Raw genomic sequence first — 20,161 nt, forward strand, 5'->3', positions numbered from 1 at the left:
CGCAGTATGTGTGTGAAAATTTCCCACGTCAATCTTTTTGTGTGATTTTTTCCCACGCAAGTGTTAAAGTTCGTTTCGCCCCCCACCCTCCGGACCGTCACCGCCCATGCCCACGCACTCCACACCGCCTCCGGTTGCCGAACAGGACACCGCGCCCGGGATCGCGGGGGCACCCTCGCCCGCGGTGGTGCGCGCCCTGCGCAAGGTGTTGCGGCCGCTGGTGCGCCTGATGCTCTCGCGCGGCATCACCTACCCCTACCTGTCGGACATGCTCAAGGGGCTGTTCGTCGAGGTGGCCGACCGGGACTTCCGGCTCGATGACAAGCCGCCCACCGACAGCCGCATCAGCCTGATCAGCGGCGTGCACCGCAAGGACGTGAGCCGTCTGCGCCAGTTGCTGCACAGCGAGGCGGCGATCGAACCTTCGGTGGTGCCGCGCGGCGCGCAGCTGGTGGCGCACTGGATGAGCGATCCGCGTTACCTGCAGGCCGACGGACAACCCCGGCCGCTGGCGCGCCTGATCAGCGAGGGCGGTGAACAGTCGTTCGAGGCGCTGGTGACCGGTGTCAACAGCGACATCCGCTCGCGCGTGGTGCTCGACGAATGGCTGCGCCTGGGCGTGGTGCACCTGGACGACGACGGCCTGGTCTGCCTGAACGCCGGGGCCTTTGTACCCACGCGCGGAGCCGATGAAAAGGCCTTCTATTTCGGTCACAACCTGCACGACCACGCCGCCGCTTCGGTGCACAACCTGCTGGGCGGACAGCCGGCGCTGATGGAGCGCAGCGTGCACTACAACGCGCTGTCACCGGCCTCGGTCGAGAAGCTGGCGAAGCTCTCCGAGCAGTGGAGCATGAAGGCGCTGCTGGCCGTGAACAAGGCCGCGATGCAGGCGGAAACGCAGGACAAGGCGCTCGCGCCGGAGCAGGCCAACCGGCGCTTCACGCTGGGCGCGTATTTCTACACCGAATCCGACACCGGGCCGGAGCAACCAGGGGAGCGGCCATGAAGGAACACCTCCGCCCGCCCGCGGCATGGGCAGCGGTCCTGATGCTGTGCCTGGGCCTGGCCGCGGGCTGCAGTCACCGGCTTCCAGACGCTCCACTCAGCGGCGCCGCGGCCTGCCGCGTGGCGTCGCTCACCAACCCCGCCGCGAAGGCGCCGGGGCTGGGTGGCACGGGCGCACCGGCGGTGGTAGCCGACCCCGGCGGCATCGGCGGCACCGGTCGGGTCGCGCAGCGGCCCGGTGTGGGCGGCACAGGGCAGGTGGCCGGCAGTCCGGGCATCGGGGGCACCGGCGCGGTGGCCGGCGCCGCAGGGCTGTCGCACGAAGGCGGTCTGGGGGGCACCGGCATCGTGGGCGTGGTCACTGGTTTTGCCAGCATCTGCGTCAACGGGGTGGAGGTGGAATACCAACCCGAAACCCCGGTGCAGCGCGACGGCGCTCAGGCGCCGCTCAGCGATCTGGCGGTGGGGCAGTGGGTGGCGCTCCAGGCCAGTGGTCAGGGGGAGCAGTTGCAGGCCCGGCGCATCGTGGTGCTGGACGCGGCCGTCGGGCCCTTGTCCAGTGTCGACGCCGCCGGCGGGCGTTTCGTGGTGATGGGCCAGCGCGCAGTGGCGCTCGAAGCGGCCGATCTCGCGGGGCTCCAGGCGGGTGACTGGGTGCGCGTGAGCGGGCAGCGGCTCGCCAGCGGCGAGATCCGCGCCACCCGGGTGCAGGCCTGGGCGGCCGGCGAAGCGCAGGTCACCGGTCCGCTGCGGCGGGCACCCGACGGCACGCCGCGGGTGGGCGAAACGCCCGTGGTGTCGCGTGACCCGGCTTTGCTGGTGGGCGCGGACGATGGGGCGGAGGTGGCGGTGCGCGGTGAATGGTCGGACGGCCGCCTGATCGCGAGCGAGCTGCAGCGCCAGCCCACGCGTTCGGCCGTCGGCGCGGTGCGTGAGGTGCTGCTGCAAGGCTACGTGCACGCGCTCAACGGGCAGGAGCTGCAACTGGGCTACGGTGCGCTCACCCTGAGCGATGCCACCCGCGTGCGGGGCGGCGAGCTGGAGGCCCTGAGCGTGGGGCAGGCGGTGCGGGTGCGGGGCCGCGTCGATGCGCAGCAGCGGGTCATGGTGGAACTGCTGGAGTTCCAGCGCGAAAGCCGCCGTGGCAATTCGCGCCGGGCCTCGGTCCGTTCGAACGATGACGCTGACGATTCGGACGATTCCGACAGCAGCGGCAAGAGCAGCAGCGGTTCGGACGACAGCAGCGGTCGGGGACGCGGCCGCGGACGGGGTGGCGACGGCGATTCCTCGGGCAGCGGCAGCTCCGGCAGTGGCAGTTCGGGCAGTGGATCGTCCGGGGGTGATTCGTCCGGCAGCGGCAGCTCCGGCAGCGGCTCGTCAGGGAGCAGCGGGTCGTCCGGCAGCGGTAGCTCCGGGAGTGGCAGCTCCGGCAGCGGATCGTCCGGCGGTGGTTCGGGCAAAGGCCGGGGGCGTGGCCGCGGCGGCAAGGACTGAGACGCCGCCCGCCCCGCCGGCAGCCAACTCGGCACCCCGGCACGCACGAAGCGGCCCCGCCCGGCGGAGGTCCTGTCATATAGTCGGCGCTCACCGCACGACACCACCATGACACCCACTCCTCAGGCCGCCGCCAGCCCACTGCCCGACAGCGTCATTGCCCTGCAGACCGAGCCCGGCCACCTGATCCGCCGCGCGCACCAGCTGGCGGTGTCCACCTTCCACGAAACGCACGGCCGCCAGATCACGCCCGTGCAGTATGCGATCCTGCGCGCCCTGCAGGACGCACCGGGCATCGACCAGGTGACGCTGGCCGACAAGGTGGCGCTGGACACTTCGACCACCGCCGACATCGCCACCCGGCTGGAGGCCAAGGGCTGGATCGTGCGCGCGCTGCTGCCGCGGCGCCAGCGCGCCCTGCGCCTCACGCCCGAAGGCGAGGCCGTGCTGGCTGACATGCTGCCGCGCGTGGTGCCCATGTACCGCCAGCTGCTGCAGCCGCTGGAGCCCGCCGAGCAGGCCGAATTCCTGCGCCTGCTGCGCAAGTTCGTGCACCTCAACACGCCATCGCCCGGCGATCCGGATTCGGGAAAACCCGAGGTCTGAACCCCTGTTCGCCAACCGTCTGCGTCCGTACAATCCGCTTCATTCAGCATACTGAATGAAGTCGACACAACACTTCCGGAGACACAACATGTTCCCCCTCAACACCTGGTACGTCGCTGCCCGCAGCGAAGAAATCCCCGCTGACCGGCCGCTCGGCCGGCGCATCTGCAAGCAGCCCATGGCCCTGTTCCGCAACAGCGCCGGCCAGGTCGCCGCCGTGCTCGATTTCTGCCCCCACCGCGGCGCGCCGCTGTCGCTGGGCAAGGTGGAGGGCGATACCCTGGTCTGCGGTTACCACGGCCTGGCCATGGGCTGCGACGGCAAGACCGTCTCGATGCCGTGCCAGCGCGTGCGGGCGTTTCCGGCCATTCAAAGCTTCCCGGTGCACGAAGCACACGGTTTCGTATGGGTCTGGCCGGGCGACGCCGCGCTCGCCGACACCGCGCTGGTGCCGAAGTTCGAGTGGCAGGACAACCCCGCCTTTGCCTACGGCGGCGGCCTGTACCACATCGCCTGCGACTACCGGCTCATGATCGACAACCTGATGGACCTGACGCACGAGACCTACGTGCACTCGACCAGCATCGGGCAGAAGGAGATCGACGAAGTGCCGTGCCAGACGCGGGTGGATGGCGAGCACGTGATCACCGAACGCTACATGGCCGGCATCGAGGCGCCGCCGTTCTGGAAGATGGCGCTGCGCATGAACGGCCTGCCCGACGACCAGCCGGTGGACCGCTGGCAGATCTGCCACTTCACGCCGCCCAGCCACATCATGATCGAGGTCGGCGTGGCGCTGGCCGGGCAGGGCGGCCACGCCGCGCCCGAGGCGGTGAAAGCGGCGAGCTGGGTGGTGGACTTCATCACGCCCGAGACCGACACCTCGATGCACTACTTCTGGGGCATGGCACGCAAGTTCAAGCCGCAGGATGCGTCGCTCACCGAGCAGATTCGCGAAGGCCAGGGCAAGATTTTTGCGGAAGACCTGGAGATGCTGGAGCGCCAGCAGAAAAACCTGAGCGCCTTCCCCGACCGCAAGCTGCTCATGCTCAATATCGACACCGGCGGCGTGCAGTCGCGCAAGCTGATCGACCGCCTGCTCGCGGCCGAGCAGGGCGCCACCGCCTGAACCCCCATGAGCGAACCCCAGACCCCCTTGCTGGTGCGCGTGGTGCGCAAGCACACCGAAGCGCTGGGTATCTGCAGCCTGGACCTGGTGGCCGAGCCCGGCCACACCCTGCCGCCGTTCAGCGCCGGCGCCCACATCGACGTCGCCCTGCCCAACGGCCTGGTGCGCCAGTACTCACTGTGCAACCCGCCGGGCGAGACCGGCCGCTACCAGATCGCGGTGCTGCGCGACGCCGCTTCGCGTGGCGGCTCGTTGGCGGTGCACGACGCCGTGGCCGAGGGCGCGACCCTGCACATCAGCGCGCCGAAAAACCACTTCCCACTCGCCACCGATGCGGCGCACCACCTGCTGCTGGCCGGTGGCATCGGCATCACGCCGCTGCTGGCCATGGCCGAGCGCCTGAGCAGCGCGGGCGAGTGTTTCGAGCTGCACCACTGCACGCGCTCGCGCGACCGCACGCCGTTCCTGGAACGGGTCGCGGCGTCGTCGTTCGCCCGGCACACCCACCACCACTTCGACGATGGCGATGCGTTGCAGAAGCTGGACATCGCCGCCACGCTGCAGCGCGCGCCCGAAGGCGCGCACCTCTACGTGTGTGGCCCTCAAGGTTTCATGGACGCGGTACTGGCCGCCGGGCGCGCCGCCGGCTGGCCCGAAGAGCGCCTGCACCGCGAGTACTTCGCGGCCGCGCCGGTGGACCACACCAACGACGGCGGCTTCGAACTGGAGATTGCCAGCAGCGGCCGCGTGATCCCGGTGCGCGCCGACCAGTCCGCGCTGGCCGCCCTGCTGGCAGCGGGCATCGACATCCCCATGTCGTGCGAACAGGGCGTGTGTGGCACCTGCCTGACGCGCGTGAAAGCGGGCACGCCCGACCACCGCGACCAGTACCTCACCCCCGAAGAACAGGCGGCGAACGACCAGTTCCTGCCCTGCTGCTCGCGCGCCAGCAGCGCGCGACTGGTGCTCGATCTCTAAACAGAGTCGACCACGGTATCGGCAGCGCGGAGCCCTTTCCGGCGCGAAATGACCCAGCCCAGAGATACCGTCGGGCCGGCTTTGCCGGACGACTGGTATCGCCCCCTTGAGGGGGTCGCGCGAAGCGCGGCGGGGGTGTTTCCTATACAGGCAGCACCGTGGTCTCGAACACCTCCTTGAGGCACACGAAGGTGCGCACCTGGCGCACGCCCGGCAGGGCGATCAGCTGGGCGCTGTGCATGTCGTTGAACGAGTCGATGCCCTGGATGCGCAGCTTGACGAAGTAGTCGAATTCGCCCGTGACCAGCTGCACCTCCAGGCAACCGGTGAGCTTGGCCGCTGCCTTCTCGAACGCGGCGAACGAGTCCGGCGTGGACCGGTCCAGCACCACGCCGATGATCACCAGCCCCGTGTAACCCAGCGCGCGCGGGTCGGCCAGCGCCACCGTCTTGCGGATCACGCCCGACGCCCTCAGCCGCGCCACCCGACGCGAACAGGCCGGCGGGCTGAGGTGTGTGCGTTCGGCCAGTTCCAGATTGGGCAGGGAGGCATCCTGCTGCAGCAGCTCCAGCAATTTGCGGTCGATGCGGTCGAGCGGGATTTCCATGGCTGAAACTTTCATTTATTGCAATTGATCGCCATTTCACACCATCTATTCGATGAACGCCACAGAATGAGCATTCATGGATGATTTCAGAACATCAGTTTGCAATTCGTAGCACCGCCGCAGTCCTACGATGAACGTGTTTTCCACCCACCGACGTTCCACCCCATGCCCTCGTGTTTTGCCGCCATGACGCTGTACGCACCCGGGCTGCAACCGCTGATCTCAACCTGGACTTCCGCCATGAACATGAACACCGCACAAGCCCGTTCCCTGAACCTGCAGAAATTCCCCCGCCACCCGCTCACCTTCGGCCCCAGCCCCATCCAGCCGCTCAAGCGCCTGAGCGCCCACCTCGGCGGCAAGGTGCAGCTCTACGCCAAGCGCGAAGACTGCAACAGCGGCCTGGCCTTCGGCGGCAACAAGACGCGCAAGCTCGAGTACCTGATCCCCGAAGCCATCGCCGGGGGTTACGACACGCTGGTGTCCATCGGTGGCGTCCAGTCCAACCAGACGCGACAGGTCGCCGCCGTGGCCGCGCACCTCGGCATGAAGTGCGTGCTGGTGCAGGAGAACTGGGTCAACTACTCCGACGCGGTGTACGACCGCGTGGGCAACATCGAGATGAGCCGCATCATGGGTGCCGACGTGCGGCTGGACGCGGCGGGTTTTGACATCGGCATCCGCCCCAGCTGGGAACAGGCCATGGAGGACGTGCGCCAGGCCGGCGGCAAACCCTTCCCCGTGCCCGCCGGCTGTTCCGAGCACCCCTACGGCGGCCTGGGCTTCGTGGGTTTTGCCGAAGAAGTGCGCCAGCAGGAAGCCGAACTCGGTTTCCGGTTCGACTACATCGTGGTCTGCTCGGTGACGGGCAGCACGCAGGCCGGCATGGTGGTGGGCTTCGCCGCCGATGGCCGTGCCCGCCAAGTGATCGGCATCGACGCCTCGGCCAAGCCCGAGCAGACCCACGCGCAGATCCTGCGCATCGCGCAGAACACCGCCCAGCTGGTGGAACTGGGCCAGGACCTCACGGCCGACGATGTGGTGCTGGACACGCGCTACGGCGGCCCCGAATACGGCCTGCCCAACGAAGGCACGCTCGAAGCCATCCGCCTGTGCGCACGGCAGGAAGGCATGCTCACCGACCCGGTGTACGAAGGCAAGTCCATGCACGGCATGATCGACAAGGTGCGCCGCGGCGAATTCCCTGAAGGCTCACGCGTGCTCTACGCCCACCTGGGCGGCGTGCCGGCACTCAATGCGTACAGTTTTTTGTTCAGGAACGGCTGAATGCCCCGACCGTTCACGACGCTGACCTCAGGGTCGAGAACTCGTCAGACCGTGGGGCATGGATCAGACGCCATCCTGGCCCGCAGGATTTCTGCGCCTGCGGATCCTGTCGTAGCGCTTCATCAAGGGCGTCACCGAGACGCCGTGGGCGACGATCGATGCCACGATGGCGGTCAGGGTCAGCGCCACCAGGGTGTTGGCCAAGGCCGGGTCCAGGCCGTGACCCATGGCGTAGCTCAAGTAGTACAGCGACCCTATGCCCCGCACCCCGAACCAGGCCATCAGCCGTCGCTGCGGGCGGGCGACGCGGCTGCCTGCGAGCCCGATGGCCACGGCCAGCGGGCGGATCCCGAGGAAAAGTAAGGGTACGAACCACCAGGTGACGAGCGACCAGTCGACAGCCCAAAGCATCGTGCCCAGCAACACAACCGCGGCGACCTCTCCGATGCGTTCGATCCGCTCTGTCGATCCCAGCATGGCATGCGCCATGAAAGCCGGTGCATGCATGGGGTCGGTGGCGACTTGGTCGGCTTCTACCAGAGGCTTCGGCGTGGACAACGCCCGCTCGATGAGCGCATCGGAGCCAGGCGAAGGCACGTCGCTTTCATGTCGGCTGGCCGTCGTCTCGCGGCGTTCGACCTGGCGCAGCGCCACACCGGCGGCAAAAACCGCCAGGAAGCCGTATGTCGTCACGAGCAGCGCCGCACCGTACGACAGTGCGATCAGCCCCAGCGCCAGGAAGTCGTCGTAGCCGACTGCGTACGCATGGCGCATCCGCAGGTACAGCACCAGCCGGCCCATCAGCGTGCCCAACGCGCCGCCTACGGCCAGACCACCGCAGACCGCCCACACCACGTCCACGAGGAACCAGCGCTCGCCCCACTCACCCAGCGGGTGCAGCCCGAGCAAACCCAGGCCGAGCATGACGAAGGGAAAGGCGGTGCCGTCGTTGAGGCCGCCTTCTCCCGTCAGAGCGAAGCGAAGGCGGCTTCTGTCTTCCGGGTTGGCCACTTGCACGTCGGACGCCAGCACCGGGTCGGTGGGCGCCAGGATGGCGCCCAGCAGCACGGCCGCACCCAAGGGCAGGCCCAGTGCGACGCCGGCCAATGCAATGAGCCCCACCGTGAGCACCATGGAGCCCACGGCCAGACGCAACGGGAGCAGCCAGCGCCGATCGTCGAGCTCGACGCTCAGCTTGAGCCCGACCGAGAACAGCGACACGACAACCACGAACTCGGTCAAGTGCTCGACGAGCTTCGCGTCGGCAACCGGGTCGATGCGGGCCAGGTCCAACCAGAGGGGCCCGATGGCCAAACCGACCAAGAGGTAAATCATGGCGGTGCTGAGCGGCAAATCCTTGAGCGACGAACTGCTCAAGGCCATCAGAACCAGCAGGCCTCCCACGACGAGTCCCCAGGCAGCGACTTCCATATTGTTCCTAGACGATTGCGGGGGGGCAAACAGGCAACGGCATTCCCGTTCGCCGTCAACAACGTCCATTGCATGAGCTCGGCTGCTCAAGCGCCTGGTCGATTCGACCTGGAACGCTGGCCATGGTCACATGCATTTGCACATGACGTGCGGCGAGCGTCAAGTGTCGGGGCGGACAGACCGGTCAATCAAGCCGCATGCAGCGGAAGCGCGGTCTTGTAGCGCACCTGCTTGAGCGCAAAGCTGGACCGGATCTTCTCCACCTGGGCGATGGGTGAAATCTGCTCCAGGATGAAGCGCTCCAGCGCCGGCATGTCGGGCACGGCCACACGCAGCAGGTAGTCGGCGTCGCCGGTCATGAGGTAACACTCCATCACCTCGTCGCGCAGGGTGATGCGCTCTTCAAAGGCCTGCAGCGTTTCGCGGCTCTGCTGCTTGAGGCTGATGGAGATGAACACGTTGAGGTGCAGGCCCAGTTGCTGGGCGTCGAGCAGCGCCACGTACTGCCGGATCAGCCCCCGCGCCTCCAGTGCGCGCACCCGCGCCAGACAGGGCGAAGGCGAGAGGTGCACGCGCCGGGCGAGCTCCACGTTGGACAGGCTGGCGTCGCTCTGGAGCTCTTCAAGGATTCTCAGATCGGTCGCATCGAGGTGGTTTGTGCTTTGATTGTTCATTTGGTCGGCATTTTATGGGTCAAATGAAGCGAAGCACCTCACAAATCGACACCAACTGCCTGCGCCTTGTGCCTACAGTCCCGGGATCAGGAGACCTTCGCCATGAATCACATGACACCCGCTTGGCATCTGACCGCCAACGCCGACACCAACCCCGACGAAACCCAGGAGTGGCGCGACGCCCTGCTGTCGCTGGCCGCCACCGAAGGCCCGGCGCGCGTGCGCCAGATCCTCGACGAGCTGGCCCGCCTGGCGCGCAGCCAGCGCATCGGCTGGCAGCCCGAGCTGAACACGCCCTACATCAACACCATCGGGGTCGAAGACCAGCCCGCCTTCCCCGGCGACCTCGCGGTGGAAGAGCGCCTGGCCTCGCTGATGCGCTGGAACGCGCTGGCCATGGTGGTGCGCGCCAACCAGGCCTATGGCGAACTGGGCGGGCACATCGCCAGCTACGCGAGCGCGGCGGATCTGTTCGAGACCGGGTTCAACCACTTCTTTCGTGCTGGGCGTCAGGGCGACCTGGTGTTTTTTCAGCCGCACAGCGCGCCGGGTGTGTATGCCCGCGCTTTTCTTGAAGGCCGCCTGAGCGAGGCGGACCTGCTGCACTACCGCCAGGAGATCACCGCCCCGGCCAGCGGCGCGCGCGGCCTCTCCAGCTACCCGCACCCCTGGCTGATGCCGGACTTCTGGCAGTTCCCCACCGGCTCCATGGGCATCGGCCCCATCAGCTCGATCTACCATGCGCGCTTCATGCGCTACCTCACGCACCGGCAGTTGCTGAATTGCGGCGCGCGCAAAGTCTGGGGCGTGTTCGGCGACGGCGAGATGGACGAGCCCGAGAGCATGAGCGCGCTCACGCTGGCCGCGCGCGAGAAGCTGGACAACCTGGTCTGGGTGGTCAACTGCAACCTGCAGCGGCTGGACGGCCCGGTGCGCGGCAACGGCCGCATCATCGACGAGCTGGAAAAGCTCTTTTCCGGCGCGGGCTGGAACGTGATCAAGCTCGTGTGGGGCAGCGACTGGGACGGCCTGTTCGCGCGCGACACCACCGGTGCCCTGGTGCGCGCCTTTGCCAACACGGTGGACGGCCAGATGCAGACCTTCGCCGCCAAGGACGGCCGCTTCAACCGCGACAACTTCTTCGGCCAGAACCCCGAACTGGCCGCACTGGCCCAGGGCATGACGGACGAGCAGATCGACCGCCTCAAGCGAGGCGGCCACGACCTGGTGAAGATCCACGCCGCGTATGCGGCCGCAGCCGCGCACACCGGCCAGCCCACGGTGATATTGGCGCAGACCAAGAAGGGCTACGGCATGGGCGCGGCCGGCCAGGGCAAGATGACCACGCACAGCCAGAAGAAGTTCGACGAAGGCGACCTGATTCAATTCCGCAACCGCTTCAACCTGCCGCTGTCTGACGAGCAGGCCAAGGGCCTGGCCTTCTTCAAGCCCGCCGACGACAGCGCCGAGATGCGCTACCTGCGCGAACACCGCGCGGCGCTCGGCGGCGCCATGCCCCGGCGCGAGACCGCGTGCGACGTGGTGCCGGTGCCCGCCATCGACGCCTACGCCAGCTTCGCCCTCAAGGCCGACGGCAAGGAGATGAGCACCACCATGGCCTTCGTGCGCATGCTGGGCACGCTGCTGAAAGACCCGGCGCTCGGTCCGCGCATCGTGCCCATCGTCGCCGACGAGGCGCGCACCTTCGGCATGGCCAACCTGTTCAAGCAGGTCGGCATCTACAGCAGCGTGGGCCAGCGCTACGCGCCGGAAGACATCGGTTCGGTGCTGAGCTACCGCGAGGCGCTGGAAGGGCAGATTCTGGAAGAAGGCATCAGCGAAGCCGGCGCGCTGGCGAGCTGGACGGCCGCGGCCACCAGCTACAGCGTGCACGGCCTGGCCATGCTGCCGTTCTACATCTACTACTCCATGTTCGGCTTCCAGCGCGTGGGCGACGCCATCTGGGCCGCGGCCGATCAACGCTCGCGCGGCTTCCTGCTCGGCGCCACCTCGGGCCGCACCACGCTCGGCGGTGAAGGCCTGCAGCACCAGGACGGCAGCAGCCACCTGGTGGCCGCCACCATTCCCAACTGCAAGGCCTACGACCCGGCGTTTGCGGGCGAGCTGGCCGTGATCGTCGACGCCGGCATGCGCGAGATGCTGGTCGAGCAGCGCGACGTGTTCTATTACGTCACGCTCATGAACGAGAACTACGCCAACCCCGACCTGCCCGAAGGTGCGGCCGAGGGGGTTCTGAAGGGTGGCTACCGCTTCGGCAGCTACGGGCCGCAGGGCGGGCAGCGGATCACCTTGTTGGGCTCGGGCGCGATCTTCACCGAGGTGGTCCAGGCCGCGCAGCAACTGGCCGAACAGGGCGTGGGGGTGGATGTGTTCAGCATCACCAGCTGGAGCGAACTGGCGCGCGACGGGATGACCAGCAGCGATGGCGTGCCCCACATCACGCAGCTGCTGGCGCGCAGCGAAGGCCCGGTGATCGCCGCCACCGACTACGTGCGCGCCGTGCCGGAGAGCGTGCGCGCCTTCCTGCCCGAAGGCCGGCGCTACGCCACCCTGGGTACCGACGGTTTTGGCCGCAGCGACACACGTGCGGCCTTGCGCGCGTACTTTCAGGTCGATGCGGAAAGTATTGTTCGAGCGGCACTTCACTCCCTCGCTCCTCTGGGGAGAGGGTTGGGGTGAGGGGCCACGCGCGCCAATTTCCTTCATCTCCGGAGGCTTGGTTTGGCCGGGTCTCGCCCCGGCGGGCGACCTTCTTTTCTTTGCTTCGCCAAAGAAAAGAAGGCAAAAGAAAGGCGAGCCGAAGTCCGGGCCGCTGCGCGGTTCCTTGCGCTGCTCGCGTCGTGGGGGAAATTCGCAAACTTGTCCGCTGCGCGGCCTTCGGACATGCGAATTTCTGATCCCCACGCCGCTGCGCTGCTCAGCCCGGCCACACGGCAAAGGCGGGTGGGATCGGACTACCCCTCCGGCGAGCGTGCCTTTCTCCTTTCCCGCTGGGGGAAGGAGTCAAACCACATCACAACGGTCAAACCGCCAACCCGAACTTCTTCGCCCGATAGGCCACGGTCGCGCGGCTGACTCCGAGGTCACGCGCCGCGGCCGCGAGGTTGCCGCCGCTGCGCCGGAGGGCCTGGCGCAGAAGCGCCAGCTCGGCCTGCTCCAACGCACCGCTTTTCGACGTGCCTTGAACAGTGCCCGCGGGCTCGTCCGGTGCGGCCGTCCGGCGGGCGCCCAGCAGGCTCAGCGTGGCCGGACCGCCATCGCGCCAGGCGAGTGAGAGCACGTCCTGCGCCAGCGACTCGCCGCTGCTGAACAGGTGGTGCACGTCGATGGCCTCGCCGTCGCTCACCAGGATGACACCGCGCTCCACCAGGTTCTGCAGCTCGCGGATGTTGCCCGGGAAGCCGTAGTTGTACATGGCCTTCACCGCGGCCTGGCTGAAACCCGCCACCTGGCGCTGGTGGCGCTTGTTGTAGTGCGCGAGAAAGTGGCTCATGAGCAGCGGGATGTCGTCGCGCCGGTCGCGCAGCGGGGGCAGGTGGATGGGAAAGACGTTGAGGCGGAAGAACAGGTCTTCGCGAAACCGCCCTTCGCGCACCGCCTGGCGCAGGTCCACGTTGGTGGCCGCGATCACGCGCACATCCACGCTGATCGACCGTGTACCACCCACGCGTTCGATCTCGCCCTCCTGCAAGGCGCGCAGCAGCTTGCCCTGGGCCACGAAGCTCAGCGTGCCGACCTCGTCGAGGAACAGCGTGCCGCCGTGGGCGCGCTCGAAGCGCCCCGGGCGGGAGGCGCCGGCGCCGGTGTAGGCACCGCGCTCCACGCCGAAGAGCTCGCTCTCCATGAGGGTCTCGGGAATGGCCGCGCAGTTGATCGCCACGAAGGGCTTGTCCTTGCGCGGGCTGATGCGGTGCAGGGTGCTGGCGAACATCTCCTTGCCCACGCCGGACTCGCCGGTGAAGAGCACGGTGGCGGTGGTCGGCGCCACGCGGTGCAGCATGTGGCAGGCCGCGTTGAACGACGAGGAGGTGCCCACCATGCTCTGCTCGGTGCCGGGGTTGGCCGCTACATAGGCCGCCAGATCGACCACCGGCACCGAGCCGTCGTCCCCCGCGGACGCCCCCACAAAGTCCCGGGCGTTCAGATAGCGCAGGTCCTGCTGCACGTCGTCCCAGAGTTCGGCCGATTTGCCGATGACGCGGCAATGGGCGTCGCCCGAGGAGCGACAGTTGACCTCGCGAAAGACGACCAGCCGCCCGAACAGAGTGCTCACATAACCGGTGGCGTAGCCCACCTGCATCCAGCAGGCGGGCGCGCCGCCTACGCCGTAGGCGGCGATGTGCTCGTCGTCCTCGCTGGAGTTGTGCCAGAGGAATTCACCGTCGTAGGCCCCGGTGATCGCGTCGTAGGCCGCATGCACCAGCTCCACCTGGACCACGCCCTCCAGCGCGTGCAGGCGCGTGCCGGCCATGGCGGCGGCCTGCGGGTCGGCTTCGGGCCATTGCTGGCGTACCAACTGCGCGTCGCGCGCCCCGCTGACGTAACCCGCGCGCGTGAGCAGGCCCCGCGCCTTGTCCAGGCCGATGCTGTCGATCAGCTCGCGGCGCAGCGAACCCAGCGATTCCGAATGCAGCAGCACCATGCGCTGGTCCTGCAGCCAGATGCGGCCATCCCCCGGCGAGAAGAACAGGCACTCGCTCAGATCGGCCACCGTCGGGTGCGCCTGCTGGCTGATGCCGCTGGTGTCGAACCCGGCCATCACCCGCTCGCCGGGTTCGGTCCGGCGCTCGTCTTGGCCGCTGTTCGCGATGCGGGCCAGATCGGCCAGGGAGATGCGTTGTCTGGGCATGGGGGAACATCAATTGATGGATGTTTTGATGAAATGTGAACATCACATTTGTTTATTTATAGTAACTTTTTTGGGGCTACAGCAGGGCATGCGGACCCCCAAAACTGCCCTAGGGAAAGTCCTGATCGGCCCCTCTGAAAAAACCCGGAAATGCCGGCCTCCGGGTCGGCCATCGCGTCCGCGCTGGTACGTCCGTTGCGAAACCTGTTGCAGCCACCGTGTGGTGTGCATGAACGATCAACAGGAGCAAAACAATGGGTGTTTCCGAAAATCCGGCCTGGCTCGACAGCCGCCTCACGTCGGGCAAAGCCTTCGACGGCACATGGTCCACCGCCCTCGCCAGCGTGCGCGACGTGAAGGAACCGGCCACCGGCCAGGTGCTCTCGCAGGTGGGCATTGCCAGCGCCGCCGACATGCGCGCCGCCATCGGCCGGGCTCACGCCGCCCAGCCCGCCTGGGCCGCCATGGGCCCGCGCGAACGCTCGGCCGTGTTCCACCGCGCCGCCGCGCTCTTCCAGCAGCACTTCGCCGAGCTCGCCCTGACCATCGCCCGCGAAACCGGCGGCATCCTGCCCAAGGGCCAGCACGAGGTGAACGAGTCCATTACGCTGTGTCACCTGGCCGCCGGCCTGCCGATGCAGGCCCAGGGCCAGGTGCTGCCCAGCGGGCCAGGACGGCTGTCGTTCGCTCGGCGTGTGCCGCACGGCGTGGTGGGCGTGATCTCGCCGTTCAACTTCCCGCTGATCCTGAGCCTGCGCGCCGTGGCCCCGGCGCTGGCGCTGGGCAACGCGGTGGTGCTCAAGCCCGACACGCGCACTCCCGTGAGCGGCGGTTTCATCATCGCCCGCGTGTTCGAAGAGGCCGGCCTGCCGGCGGGCGTGCTGCAAGTGTTGCCGGGCGACGCCGAAGCCGGCGAGGCGCTGGTGACCGACCCGCGCGTGCCCATGATTGCCTTCACCGGCTCGCCCGCCGTGGGCCGGCGCATCGGCGCGCTGGCCGGTGAACACCTGAAGAAGGTGTCGCTGGAGCTGGGCGGCGCCAACAACCTGATCGTGCTGGAAGACGCCGACCTGGACGCCGCCGCCAGCGCCGCCGCGTTCGGCGCCTGGTTCCACCAGGGCCAGATCTGCATGGCCTCCAACCGCATCCTGGTGCACGAGTCCATCGCCGAAAGTTTCAAGGCGCGCATGGTCGGCAAGGCCACGCACCTGCCGGTGGGTGACGGCGCCAGCGGCCAGGTGGCCCTGGGCCCGATGATCGACGCCAAGCAGCTCGCGCACTTCGACTCGGTGATCCAAGACAGCGTGAAGCAGGGCGCCGTGCTCGAAGCCGGCGGCACCTACGAGGGCCTTTGCTACAAGCCCACTGTGCTCTCAGGCGTGAAGCCCGGCATCCGCTCGTTCGACGAAGAGCCCTTCGGCCCGGTGGTCAACCTGGTCACGTTCCGCACCGACGACGAAGCCGTGCAGCTGGCCAACACCAGCCAGGGCGGCCTGGCCGCGGCGGTGATCAGCCCATCGATCGGCCGCGCCCTGGCCATCGGCCAGCGCCTGCGCGCCGGCATGGTCCACATCAACGACCAGACCGTCTGCGACGAGTGCACCAACCCCTTCGGCGGCCCCGGCATCGGTGGCAACGGCGGCAGCGTGGGCGGCCCGGCCGACATCGACGAGTACACGCAGTGGCAGTGGATCACGGTGAAGGACGCACCACCGGCGTTCCCGTTCTGACCCCGACCCCCAAACAACCGGAGACAAGACACATGCATCTCGCCAACAAAACCATCGTCGTCACGGGCTGCGGCTCGGGCATCGGTTCGGACTTCGCCAAACTCGCCCGCCTGCAGGGCGCGCGCGTGATCGGCGTGGACCGCAACGACCCCATGCTCACACTGGACGGTTTCGTGAAGATCGACCTGGGCGACCCCGCCGCCATCGATGCCGCCATGGCCCAGTTGCCCGCGCACATCGACGCGCTGGCCAACATCGCCGGCGTGCCCGGCACGGCACCCGCCGAACTGGTGGGCAAGGTCAATTACCTGGGCCTGCGCCACTTCACGCAGCGCGTGATGGAGCGCATGGGCGAAGGCGGCTCGGTGGTCAACATCTCGTCCATCCTGGGTGCCGAATGGCCCGCCCGGCTGGAACTGCACCGCGAACTGGGCGCTACCCCCAGCTTCGAGGCCGGCGCCGCCTGGCTCGCTAAGCACCCGGTGCCGCAGGCCACCTGCTACCAGTACTTCAAGGAAGCGCTCATCGTCTGGACCTACACCCAGTCGCAAAAGCAGTTCCTTGAGCGCGGCGTGCGCATGAATTGCGTGGCGCCCGGCCCGGTGTTCACGCCCATCCTGGGCGACTTCGTGCAGATGCTGGGCAACGAGCGGGTGGAAAAAGACGCCCACCGCATGAAACGCCCCGCCTTCAGCGACGAGGTGGCACCGGTGATCGCCTTCCTGTGCAGCGACGCGTCGCGCTGGGTCAGCGGCATCAACCTGCCGGTCGACGGCGGCCTGGCTTCCACCTACATCTGATCAAAAAAACCAGGGGGCGTCCACGCCACGCCCCCCGACCGATCCCCCCACCACAACGAGGAGACAACATGAAAAGAACCTTCACCACCCACCGGCGCCATGCGCTGGCCCTGGCCTGCGGCCTGGCCTGCGCGCTGCCCGCCTTCGCCATGGAACTGGCGTCGGACGACCCGGACACCAAGATCCGGCTCGACTTCACGCCCAAGGTCAGCCTGGCCTACCGGCTCAAGGACCCATCGGCCCTGCTCACCTCGCCCGCCGCGCGCGGCGACGGCGGCGTGACCAACGAGAACGACGGCGACCTCAACTTCGGCAAAGGCGTGGTGTCCAACCGCCTGGACCTGCTCAGCGAGTTCGACTACAGCCGCGGCAACTGGGGCCTGCGCTTCAGCCACGCCGCCTGGTACGACTCGAAATACCTGGGCCGCAACGACAACCCCGGCACCATGGGCGTGAGCAACCAGCCGGGCCAGCCGGCCAACGCCTTCATCCCGGCCACGCGCAGCCGGCATGGCCGGGGCGGCGAGGTGCTCGACGCCTTCGTCTACGCCAAGGGTTCGGTGGGCGAGCTGCCCGGTTCCATCCGCTTCGGCAAACACGCGCTGCAGTACGGTGAAAGCCTGTTCTTCGGGCAGAACGGCATCGCCAATGCCCAGGGCCCGGTGGACGTGGCCAAGATCGTCTCGGTGCCCAACTGGCAGTTCAAGGAAGTGCTGCTGCCGGTGGAGCAGATCTCGGGCAGCCTGCAGGTGTCCGAGGGCGTGACGCTGGGCGGCTACTACCAGCTCAAGTGGAGGCCCAGCAAGATCCCGGGCGTGGGCAGCTACTTCTCGAACCAGGACTACATCGGGGGTGGCCAGGTGTTCTTCGGCCCGCCGCTGCCGCCGGTGCTGGTGACCGACAACAGCAAGGACCAGCGTCCGGGCGACAGCGGGCAGTTCGGCGCCCAGCTGCGCTGGTCGCCCGCGGGCAGCGACTACGAGTTCGGTTTCTACGCCGCGCGTTACCACGACAAGACCCCCGCCGTGCCGGTGTTCGACCTCGTCAACGGCAACGTGCACCAGGTCTACGCCGAGGGCATCAAGACCGTGGGCGCCAGCGTCACGTCTTCCATCGGCCAGCTGAACTGGGCGCTCGAAGGCTCGGTGCGCACCGACGCACCGCTGGCCAGCGACCCCGCCGTGCTCGGTGGCGCGCCCTTCATGCCGCCGCTCAACTGCAGCGGCTCCGCCAGCAACCCCTGCTACGCCACCGGCAAGACCGCGCACCTGAACCTCTCGGGCATCTACGTGCTCAACAAGTCCAGCCTGTGGGACGGTGGCGCGCTGGTGGCCGAACTGGCCTGGAACCGCGTCATGAGCGTGGACAAGAACCCCAGCGCCGTGGGCTTTGGTGGCCTTGATCCCAACACCACCCGCAGCGCCATGGCGTTTCGCATGATCTTCGAGCCGCAGTACTTCCAGGTGCTGCCGGGTCTGGACCTGTCGATCCCGATCGGCCTGGGCTACAACTTCGGCGGCCGTTCCTCGGCCATCTTCAACTTCGCCGGCGGTGCCAGCAAGGCCGGTGATGTGAGCGTGGGCGTCAAGGCCAAGTACCAGAACGCCTGGAACGTCGGCCTGAACTACACGGCCTTCTTCGGCAAGGAAAACACCTTCACCGTGGCCGACCCGCGCACCCCCACGCGCATGTTGTCCTTTGGCCAGACCCTGAAAGACCGCGACTACCTGTCCTTCAACGTCTCCCGCACCTTCTGACCCCCACCCGAGAAACACCATGAAGCACAACGCAAAACCCCACTGGCTGCTGGCCGCGCTGCTGGCCACGTCCCTCCCGCTGCAGGCCGCCGTGACGGCGGAAGAAGCCGCCAAACTCAAGTCCACGCTGACACCGGTGGGCGCAGAAAAAGCGGGCAACAAGGCCGGCACCATTCCGGCCTGGGACGGCGGCCTGAGCAAGGCCCCCGCGGGCTACCGCAACGGCGACGCGCGCCCCGACCCCTTCGCCGCCGACAAGCCCCTGCTGTCGATCAGCGCGAAGAACATGGCCGAACACGCCGACAAGCTCACCGACGGCGTGCAGGCGCTGATGAAGAAGCATCCCGACTTCCGCATCGACGTCTACCCCACGCGCCGCAGCGCCGCCGCGCCGCAGTTCGTGTACGACAACACCTTCCAGAACGCGACCCGCGCCAAGACCGTGGACGGGGGCCATGGTGTCGAGGGCGCCTACGGTGGCATTCCGTTCCCCATCCCCAAAGACGGCTATGAAGCCATCTGGAACCACCGCCTGGCCTGGCGCGGCGGCAACTACACCATGCCGGTGCGGGTCTGGGTGGTCACGGCCGACGGTCGGCGCAACATGGCCTCGGGCGGGGTGCAGACCATCAGCCAGACCTACTACGACAAGACCGGCAGCCTGGACAAGTTCGACGGCTTCTACCAGTTCGGCAAGTTCGTGGCCAACGCCCCGGGCTCCAAGGCCGGCGAAGCGATCCTCGCGCACGACGGCGTCAACGCCTCGGCGCCGCGCGGCCTGTGGCAGTACCTCGTAGGCCAGCGCCGCGTGCGCAAGGCGCCTTCGGTGGCCTACGACACACCCGACTCCGTGACCTCGGGCATCGGCCTGTTCGACGAAGCCTTCAACCTGTTCGGCCCGATCGACAAGCACGACCTGAAGCTGGTCGGCAAGAAGGAGATCTACATCCCCTACAACAACAACCGCGCCGCCGCCGCCAAGGTGGAGGACCTGGTGACACCGGGCACGCTCAACCCGGCCCAGGTGCGCTGGGAACTGCACCGGGTGTGGGAAGTCGAGGCCACGCTGGCCGCGGGCAAGCGCCATGTGGTGCCCAAGCGCAAGTACTACATCGACGAAGACTCCTGGCAGATCGTGCTGTTCGACGGCTGGGACGCCAAGGGCCAGCTCTGGCGCACCAACTACTCGCTGATGCTCACCGCGCCGGACGTCCCGGTCGTGACCAGCTTCGTGATGTGGGGCGGCTATGACATGCAGAGCGGCGCCTACTACCTGAACATGGCCTCCAACGAGCTGCCGAGGCAGTACGAGGTCATGCCGCCGCTGCTGCGTTCGGTGTTCAGCCCCGAGTTGCTGGCCAGCGAAGGCAGCAGGTGATGGCTCCCGTATCGGCTGCGCGCTCCGGCGTGTCGCGGCGCGCGGCGCTGGTGGGGTTGGCCGGCGCTGCGGTGCCCGGGCTGCTACCGCTGTACGCGGTCGCTGCGCCGGCCCCCGCTGCGCTCTCGCGCCCGGCCCTGATGAGTCCCAAGGCCCTGGGTGCCGCGATGCTCGCGGTGACCCGGGCCGGCAGCCGCCTGGTGGCCGTGGGCGAGCGTGGCACGGTGCTGCTGTCGGACGACCACGGCCAGCACTGGCGGCAGGCGGCCGTGCCGGTGCAGGTGACGCTGACCTGCGTGGCTTTTGCCGATGAGCGCCACGGCTGGGCCGCCGGTCATCTGGGCACCATCCTGCACAGCGACGACGGCGGCCAGACCTGGCGCAAGCAGCTCGACGGCATCGCCGCCGCCGC

At 68.0% G+C, this 20,161-nt stretch carries 16 protein-coding genes; 12 read left to right on the plus strand and 4 right to left on the minus strand.

Translation table 11 applies throughout. The annotated features are described in order from the left end of the window. Positions 1–106 precede the first annotated feature (106 nt). The 5 genes from F3K02_RS14775 (at position 107) to F3K02_RS14795 (ending at position 5,215) form a co-directional block, all read left to right on the plus strand. The gene (locus F3K02_RS14775) at positions 107–1,009 is read left to right on the plus strand and encodes a DUF6502 family protein (protein ID WP_210826691.1); all 903 of its coding nucleotides are present in this window, start codon (positions 107–109) and stop codon (positions 1,007–1,009) included. Then, the gene (locus F3K02_RS14780) at positions 1,006–2,502 is read left to right on the plus strand and encodes a DUF5666 domain-containing protein (protein WP_177136371.1); all 1,497 of its coding nucleotides are present in this window, start codon (positions 1,006–1,008) and stop codon (positions 2,500–2,502) included. The genes F3K02_RS14775 and F3K02_RS14780 overlap by 4 nt, the downstream gene beginning before the upstream one ends. 108 nt (positions 2,503–2,610) lie before the next feature. After that, complete coding sequence (locus F3K02_RS14785) at positions 2,611–3,108, plus strand: MarR family winged helix-turn-helix transcriptional regulator (protein WP_177136372.1); 498 nt, start codon at positions 2,611–2,613, stop codon at positions 3,106–3,108. 88 nt (positions 3,109–3,196) lie between these two features. Continuing rightward, the gene (locus tag F3K02_RS14790) at positions 3,197–4,237 is read left to right on the plus strand and encodes an aromatic ring-hydroxylating dioxygenase subunit alpha (RefSeq protein ID WP_177136373.1); all 1,041 of its coding nucleotides are present in this window, start codon (positions 3,197–3,199) and stop codon (positions 4,235–4,237) included. Positions 4,238–4,243: 6 nt separating this feature from the next. Beyond that, positions 4,244–5,215, plus strand: coding sequence for a PDR/VanB family oxidoreductase (locus F3K02_RS14795; protein WP_177136374.1), 972 nt, complete (start codon positions 4,244–4,246; stop codon positions 5,213–5,215). A 142-nt stretch (positions 5,216–5,357) separates the two neighbouring features. Here F3K02_RS14795 and F3K02_RS14800 read toward each other — a convergent pair whose 3' ends face one another. Next, entirely contained in the window at positions 5,358–5,822 is a 465-nt protein-coding gene (locus F3K02_RS14800; protein ID WP_177136407.1) for an Lrp/AsnC family transcriptional regulator, read from the minus strand. A 270-nt stretch (positions 5,823–6,092) separates the two neighbouring features. On the opposite strand from F3K02_RS14800, the gene F3K02_RS14805 reads away from it, so the two are divergent. Beyond that, positions 6,093–7,109, plus strand: coding sequence for a 1-aminocyclopropane-1-carboxylate deaminase (locus tag F3K02_RS14805; protein WP_177136408.1), 1,017 nt, complete (start codon positions 6,093–6,095; stop codon positions 7,107–7,109). Between the two features lie 63 nt (positions 7,110–7,172). Here the strand turns inward: F3K02_RS14805 and F3K02_RS14810 are convergent, their stop codons facing one another. Together F3K02_RS14810 and F3K02_RS14815 are read right to left on the minus strand one after the other, a co-directional pair. Beyond that, positions 7,173–8,609, minus strand: a complete 1,437-nt coding sequence (locus tag F3K02_RS14810; protein WP_246309486.1) for a cation:proton antiporter — start codon at positions 8,607–8,609, stop codon at positions 7,173–7,175. A gap of 119 nt (positions 8,610–8,728) precedes the next feature. Beyond that, on the minus strand, positions 8,729–9,214 hold the full coding sequence (locus F3K02_RS14815; RefSeq protein WP_177136376.1) for an Lrp/AsnC family transcriptional regulator: 486 nt from the start codon (positions 9,212–9,214) through the stop codon (positions 8,729–8,731). A gap of 102 nt (positions 9,215–9,316) precedes the next feature. Here F3K02_RS14815 and mdeB point away from each other — a divergent pair, with 102 nt between their 5' ends. After that, positions 9,317–11,914, plus strand: a complete 2,598-nt coding sequence (mdeB, locus tag F3K02_RS14820; protein ID WP_177136377.1) for an alpha-ketoglutarate dehydrogenase — start codon at positions 9,317–9,319, stop codon at positions 11,912–11,914. A 343-nt stretch (positions 11,915–12,257) separates the two neighbouring features. Here mdeB and F3K02_RS14825 read toward each other — a convergent pair whose 3' ends face one another. Then, complete coding sequence (locus F3K02_RS14825) at positions 12,258–14,084, minus strand: sigma-54-dependent Fis family transcriptional regulator (RefSeq protein ID WP_177136378.1); 1,827 nt, start codon at positions 14,082–14,084, stop codon at positions 12,258–12,260. Between the two features lie 254 nt (positions 14,085–14,338). Between F3K02_RS14825 and F3K02_RS14830 the strand changes: the two genes are divergently transcribed. From F3K02_RS14830 to F3K02_RS14850, 5 genes are all read left to right on the plus strand, one after another. After that, a complete protein-coding gene (locus tag F3K02_RS14830; protein ID WP_177136379.1) occupies positions 14,339–15,814 on the plus strand; it encodes a benzaldehyde dehydrogenase in 1,476 nt (491 codons plus the stop codon). Between the two features lie 32 nt (positions 15,815–15,846). Continuing rightward, entirely contained in the window at positions 15,847–16,614 is a 768-nt protein-coding gene (locus tag F3K02_RS14835; protein ID WP_177136380.1) for a coniferyl-alcohol dehydrogenase, read from the plus strand. A 68-nt stretch (positions 16,615–16,682) separates the two neighbouring features. Further along, positions 16,683–18,371 (plus strand): DUF1302 domain-containing protein, encoded by a 1,689-nt coding sequence (locus F3K02_RS14840; RefSeq protein ID WP_177136381.1) that lies wholly within the window; start codon positions 16,683–16,685, stop codon positions 18,369–18,371. A 19-nt stretch (positions 18,372–18,390) separates the two neighbouring features. Next, positions 18,391–19,749, plus strand: coding sequence for a DUF1329 domain-containing protein (locus F3K02_RS14845; protein ID WP_177136382.1), 1,359 nt, complete (start codon positions 18,391–18,393; stop codon positions 19,747–19,749). Continuing rightward, positions 19,749–20,161: WD40/YVTN/BNR-like repeat-containing protein (locus F3K02_RS14850; protein ID WP_246309488.1), on the plus strand; the 413-nt coding region annotated here is incomplete at its 3' end. The genes F3K02_RS14845 and F3K02_RS14850, both read left to right, overlap by 1 nt.

This window comes from Hydrogenophaga aromaticivorans, assembly GCF_013387465.1.
Lineage (GTDB): Bacteria > Pseudomonadota > Gammaproteobacteria > Burkholderiales > Burkholderiaceae_C > Hydrogenophaga > Hydrogenophaga aromaticivorans.

Bases quoted from the DNA above. Each gene is read 5' to 3' on its own strand.
- F3K02_RS14785 (WP_177136372.1), top strand. From the start codon at position 2,611: ATGACACCCACTCCTCAGGCCGCCGCCAGCCCACTGCCCGACAGCGTC.
- F3K02_RS14830 (WP_177136379.1), top strand. From the start codon at position 14,339: ATGGGTGTTTCCGAAAATCCGGCCTGGCTCGACAGCCGCCTCACGTCG.
- F3K02_RS14815 (WP_177136376.1), bottom strand. From the start codon at position 9,214: ATGAACAATCAAAGCACAAACCACCTCGATGCGACCGATCTGAGAATC.
- F3K02_RS14835 (WP_177136380.1), top strand. From the start codon at position 15,847: ATGCATCTCGCCAACAAAACCATCGTCGTCACGGGCTGCGGCTCGGGC.
- F3K02_RS14825 (WP_177136378.1), bottom strand. From the start codon at position 14,084: ATGCCCAGACAACGCATCTCCCTGGCCGATCTGGCCCGCATCGCGAAC.
- F3K02_RS14810 (WP_246309486.1), bottom strand. From the start codon at position 8,609: ATGGACGTTGTTGACGGCGAACGGGAATGCCGTTGCCTGTTTGCCCCC.
- F3K02_RS14800 (WP_177136407.1), bottom strand. From the start codon at position 5,822: ATGGAAATCCCGCTCGACCGCATCGACCGCAAATTGCTGGAGCTGCTG.
- F3K02_RS14795 (WP_177136374.1), top strand. From the start codon at position 4,244: ATGAGCGAACCCCAGACCCCCTTGCTGGTGCGCGTGGTGCGCAAGCAC.
- F3K02_RS14790 (WP_177136373.1), top strand. From the start codon at position 3,197: ATGTTCCCCCTCAACACCTGGTACGTCGCTGCCCGCAGCGAAGAAATC.
- mdeB (WP_177136377.1), top strand. From the start codon at position 9,317: ATGAATCACATGACACCCGCTTGGCATCTGACCGCCAACGCCGACACC.
- F3K02_RS14845 (WP_177136382.1), top strand. From the start codon at position 18,391: ATGAAGCACAACGCAAAACCCCACTGGCTGCTGGCCGCGCTGCTGGCC.
- F3K02_RS14780 (WP_177136371.1), top strand. From the start codon at position 1,006: ATGAAGGAACACCTCCGCCCGCCCGCGGCATGGGCAGCGGTCCTGATG.
- F3K02_RS14840 (WP_177136381.1), top strand. From the start codon at position 16,683: ATGAAAAGAACCTTCACCACCCACCGGCGCCATGCGCTGGCCCTGGCC.
- F3K02_RS14775 (WP_210826691.1), top strand. From the start codon at position 107: ATGCCCACGCACTCCACACCGCCTCCGGTTGCCGAACAGGACACCGCG.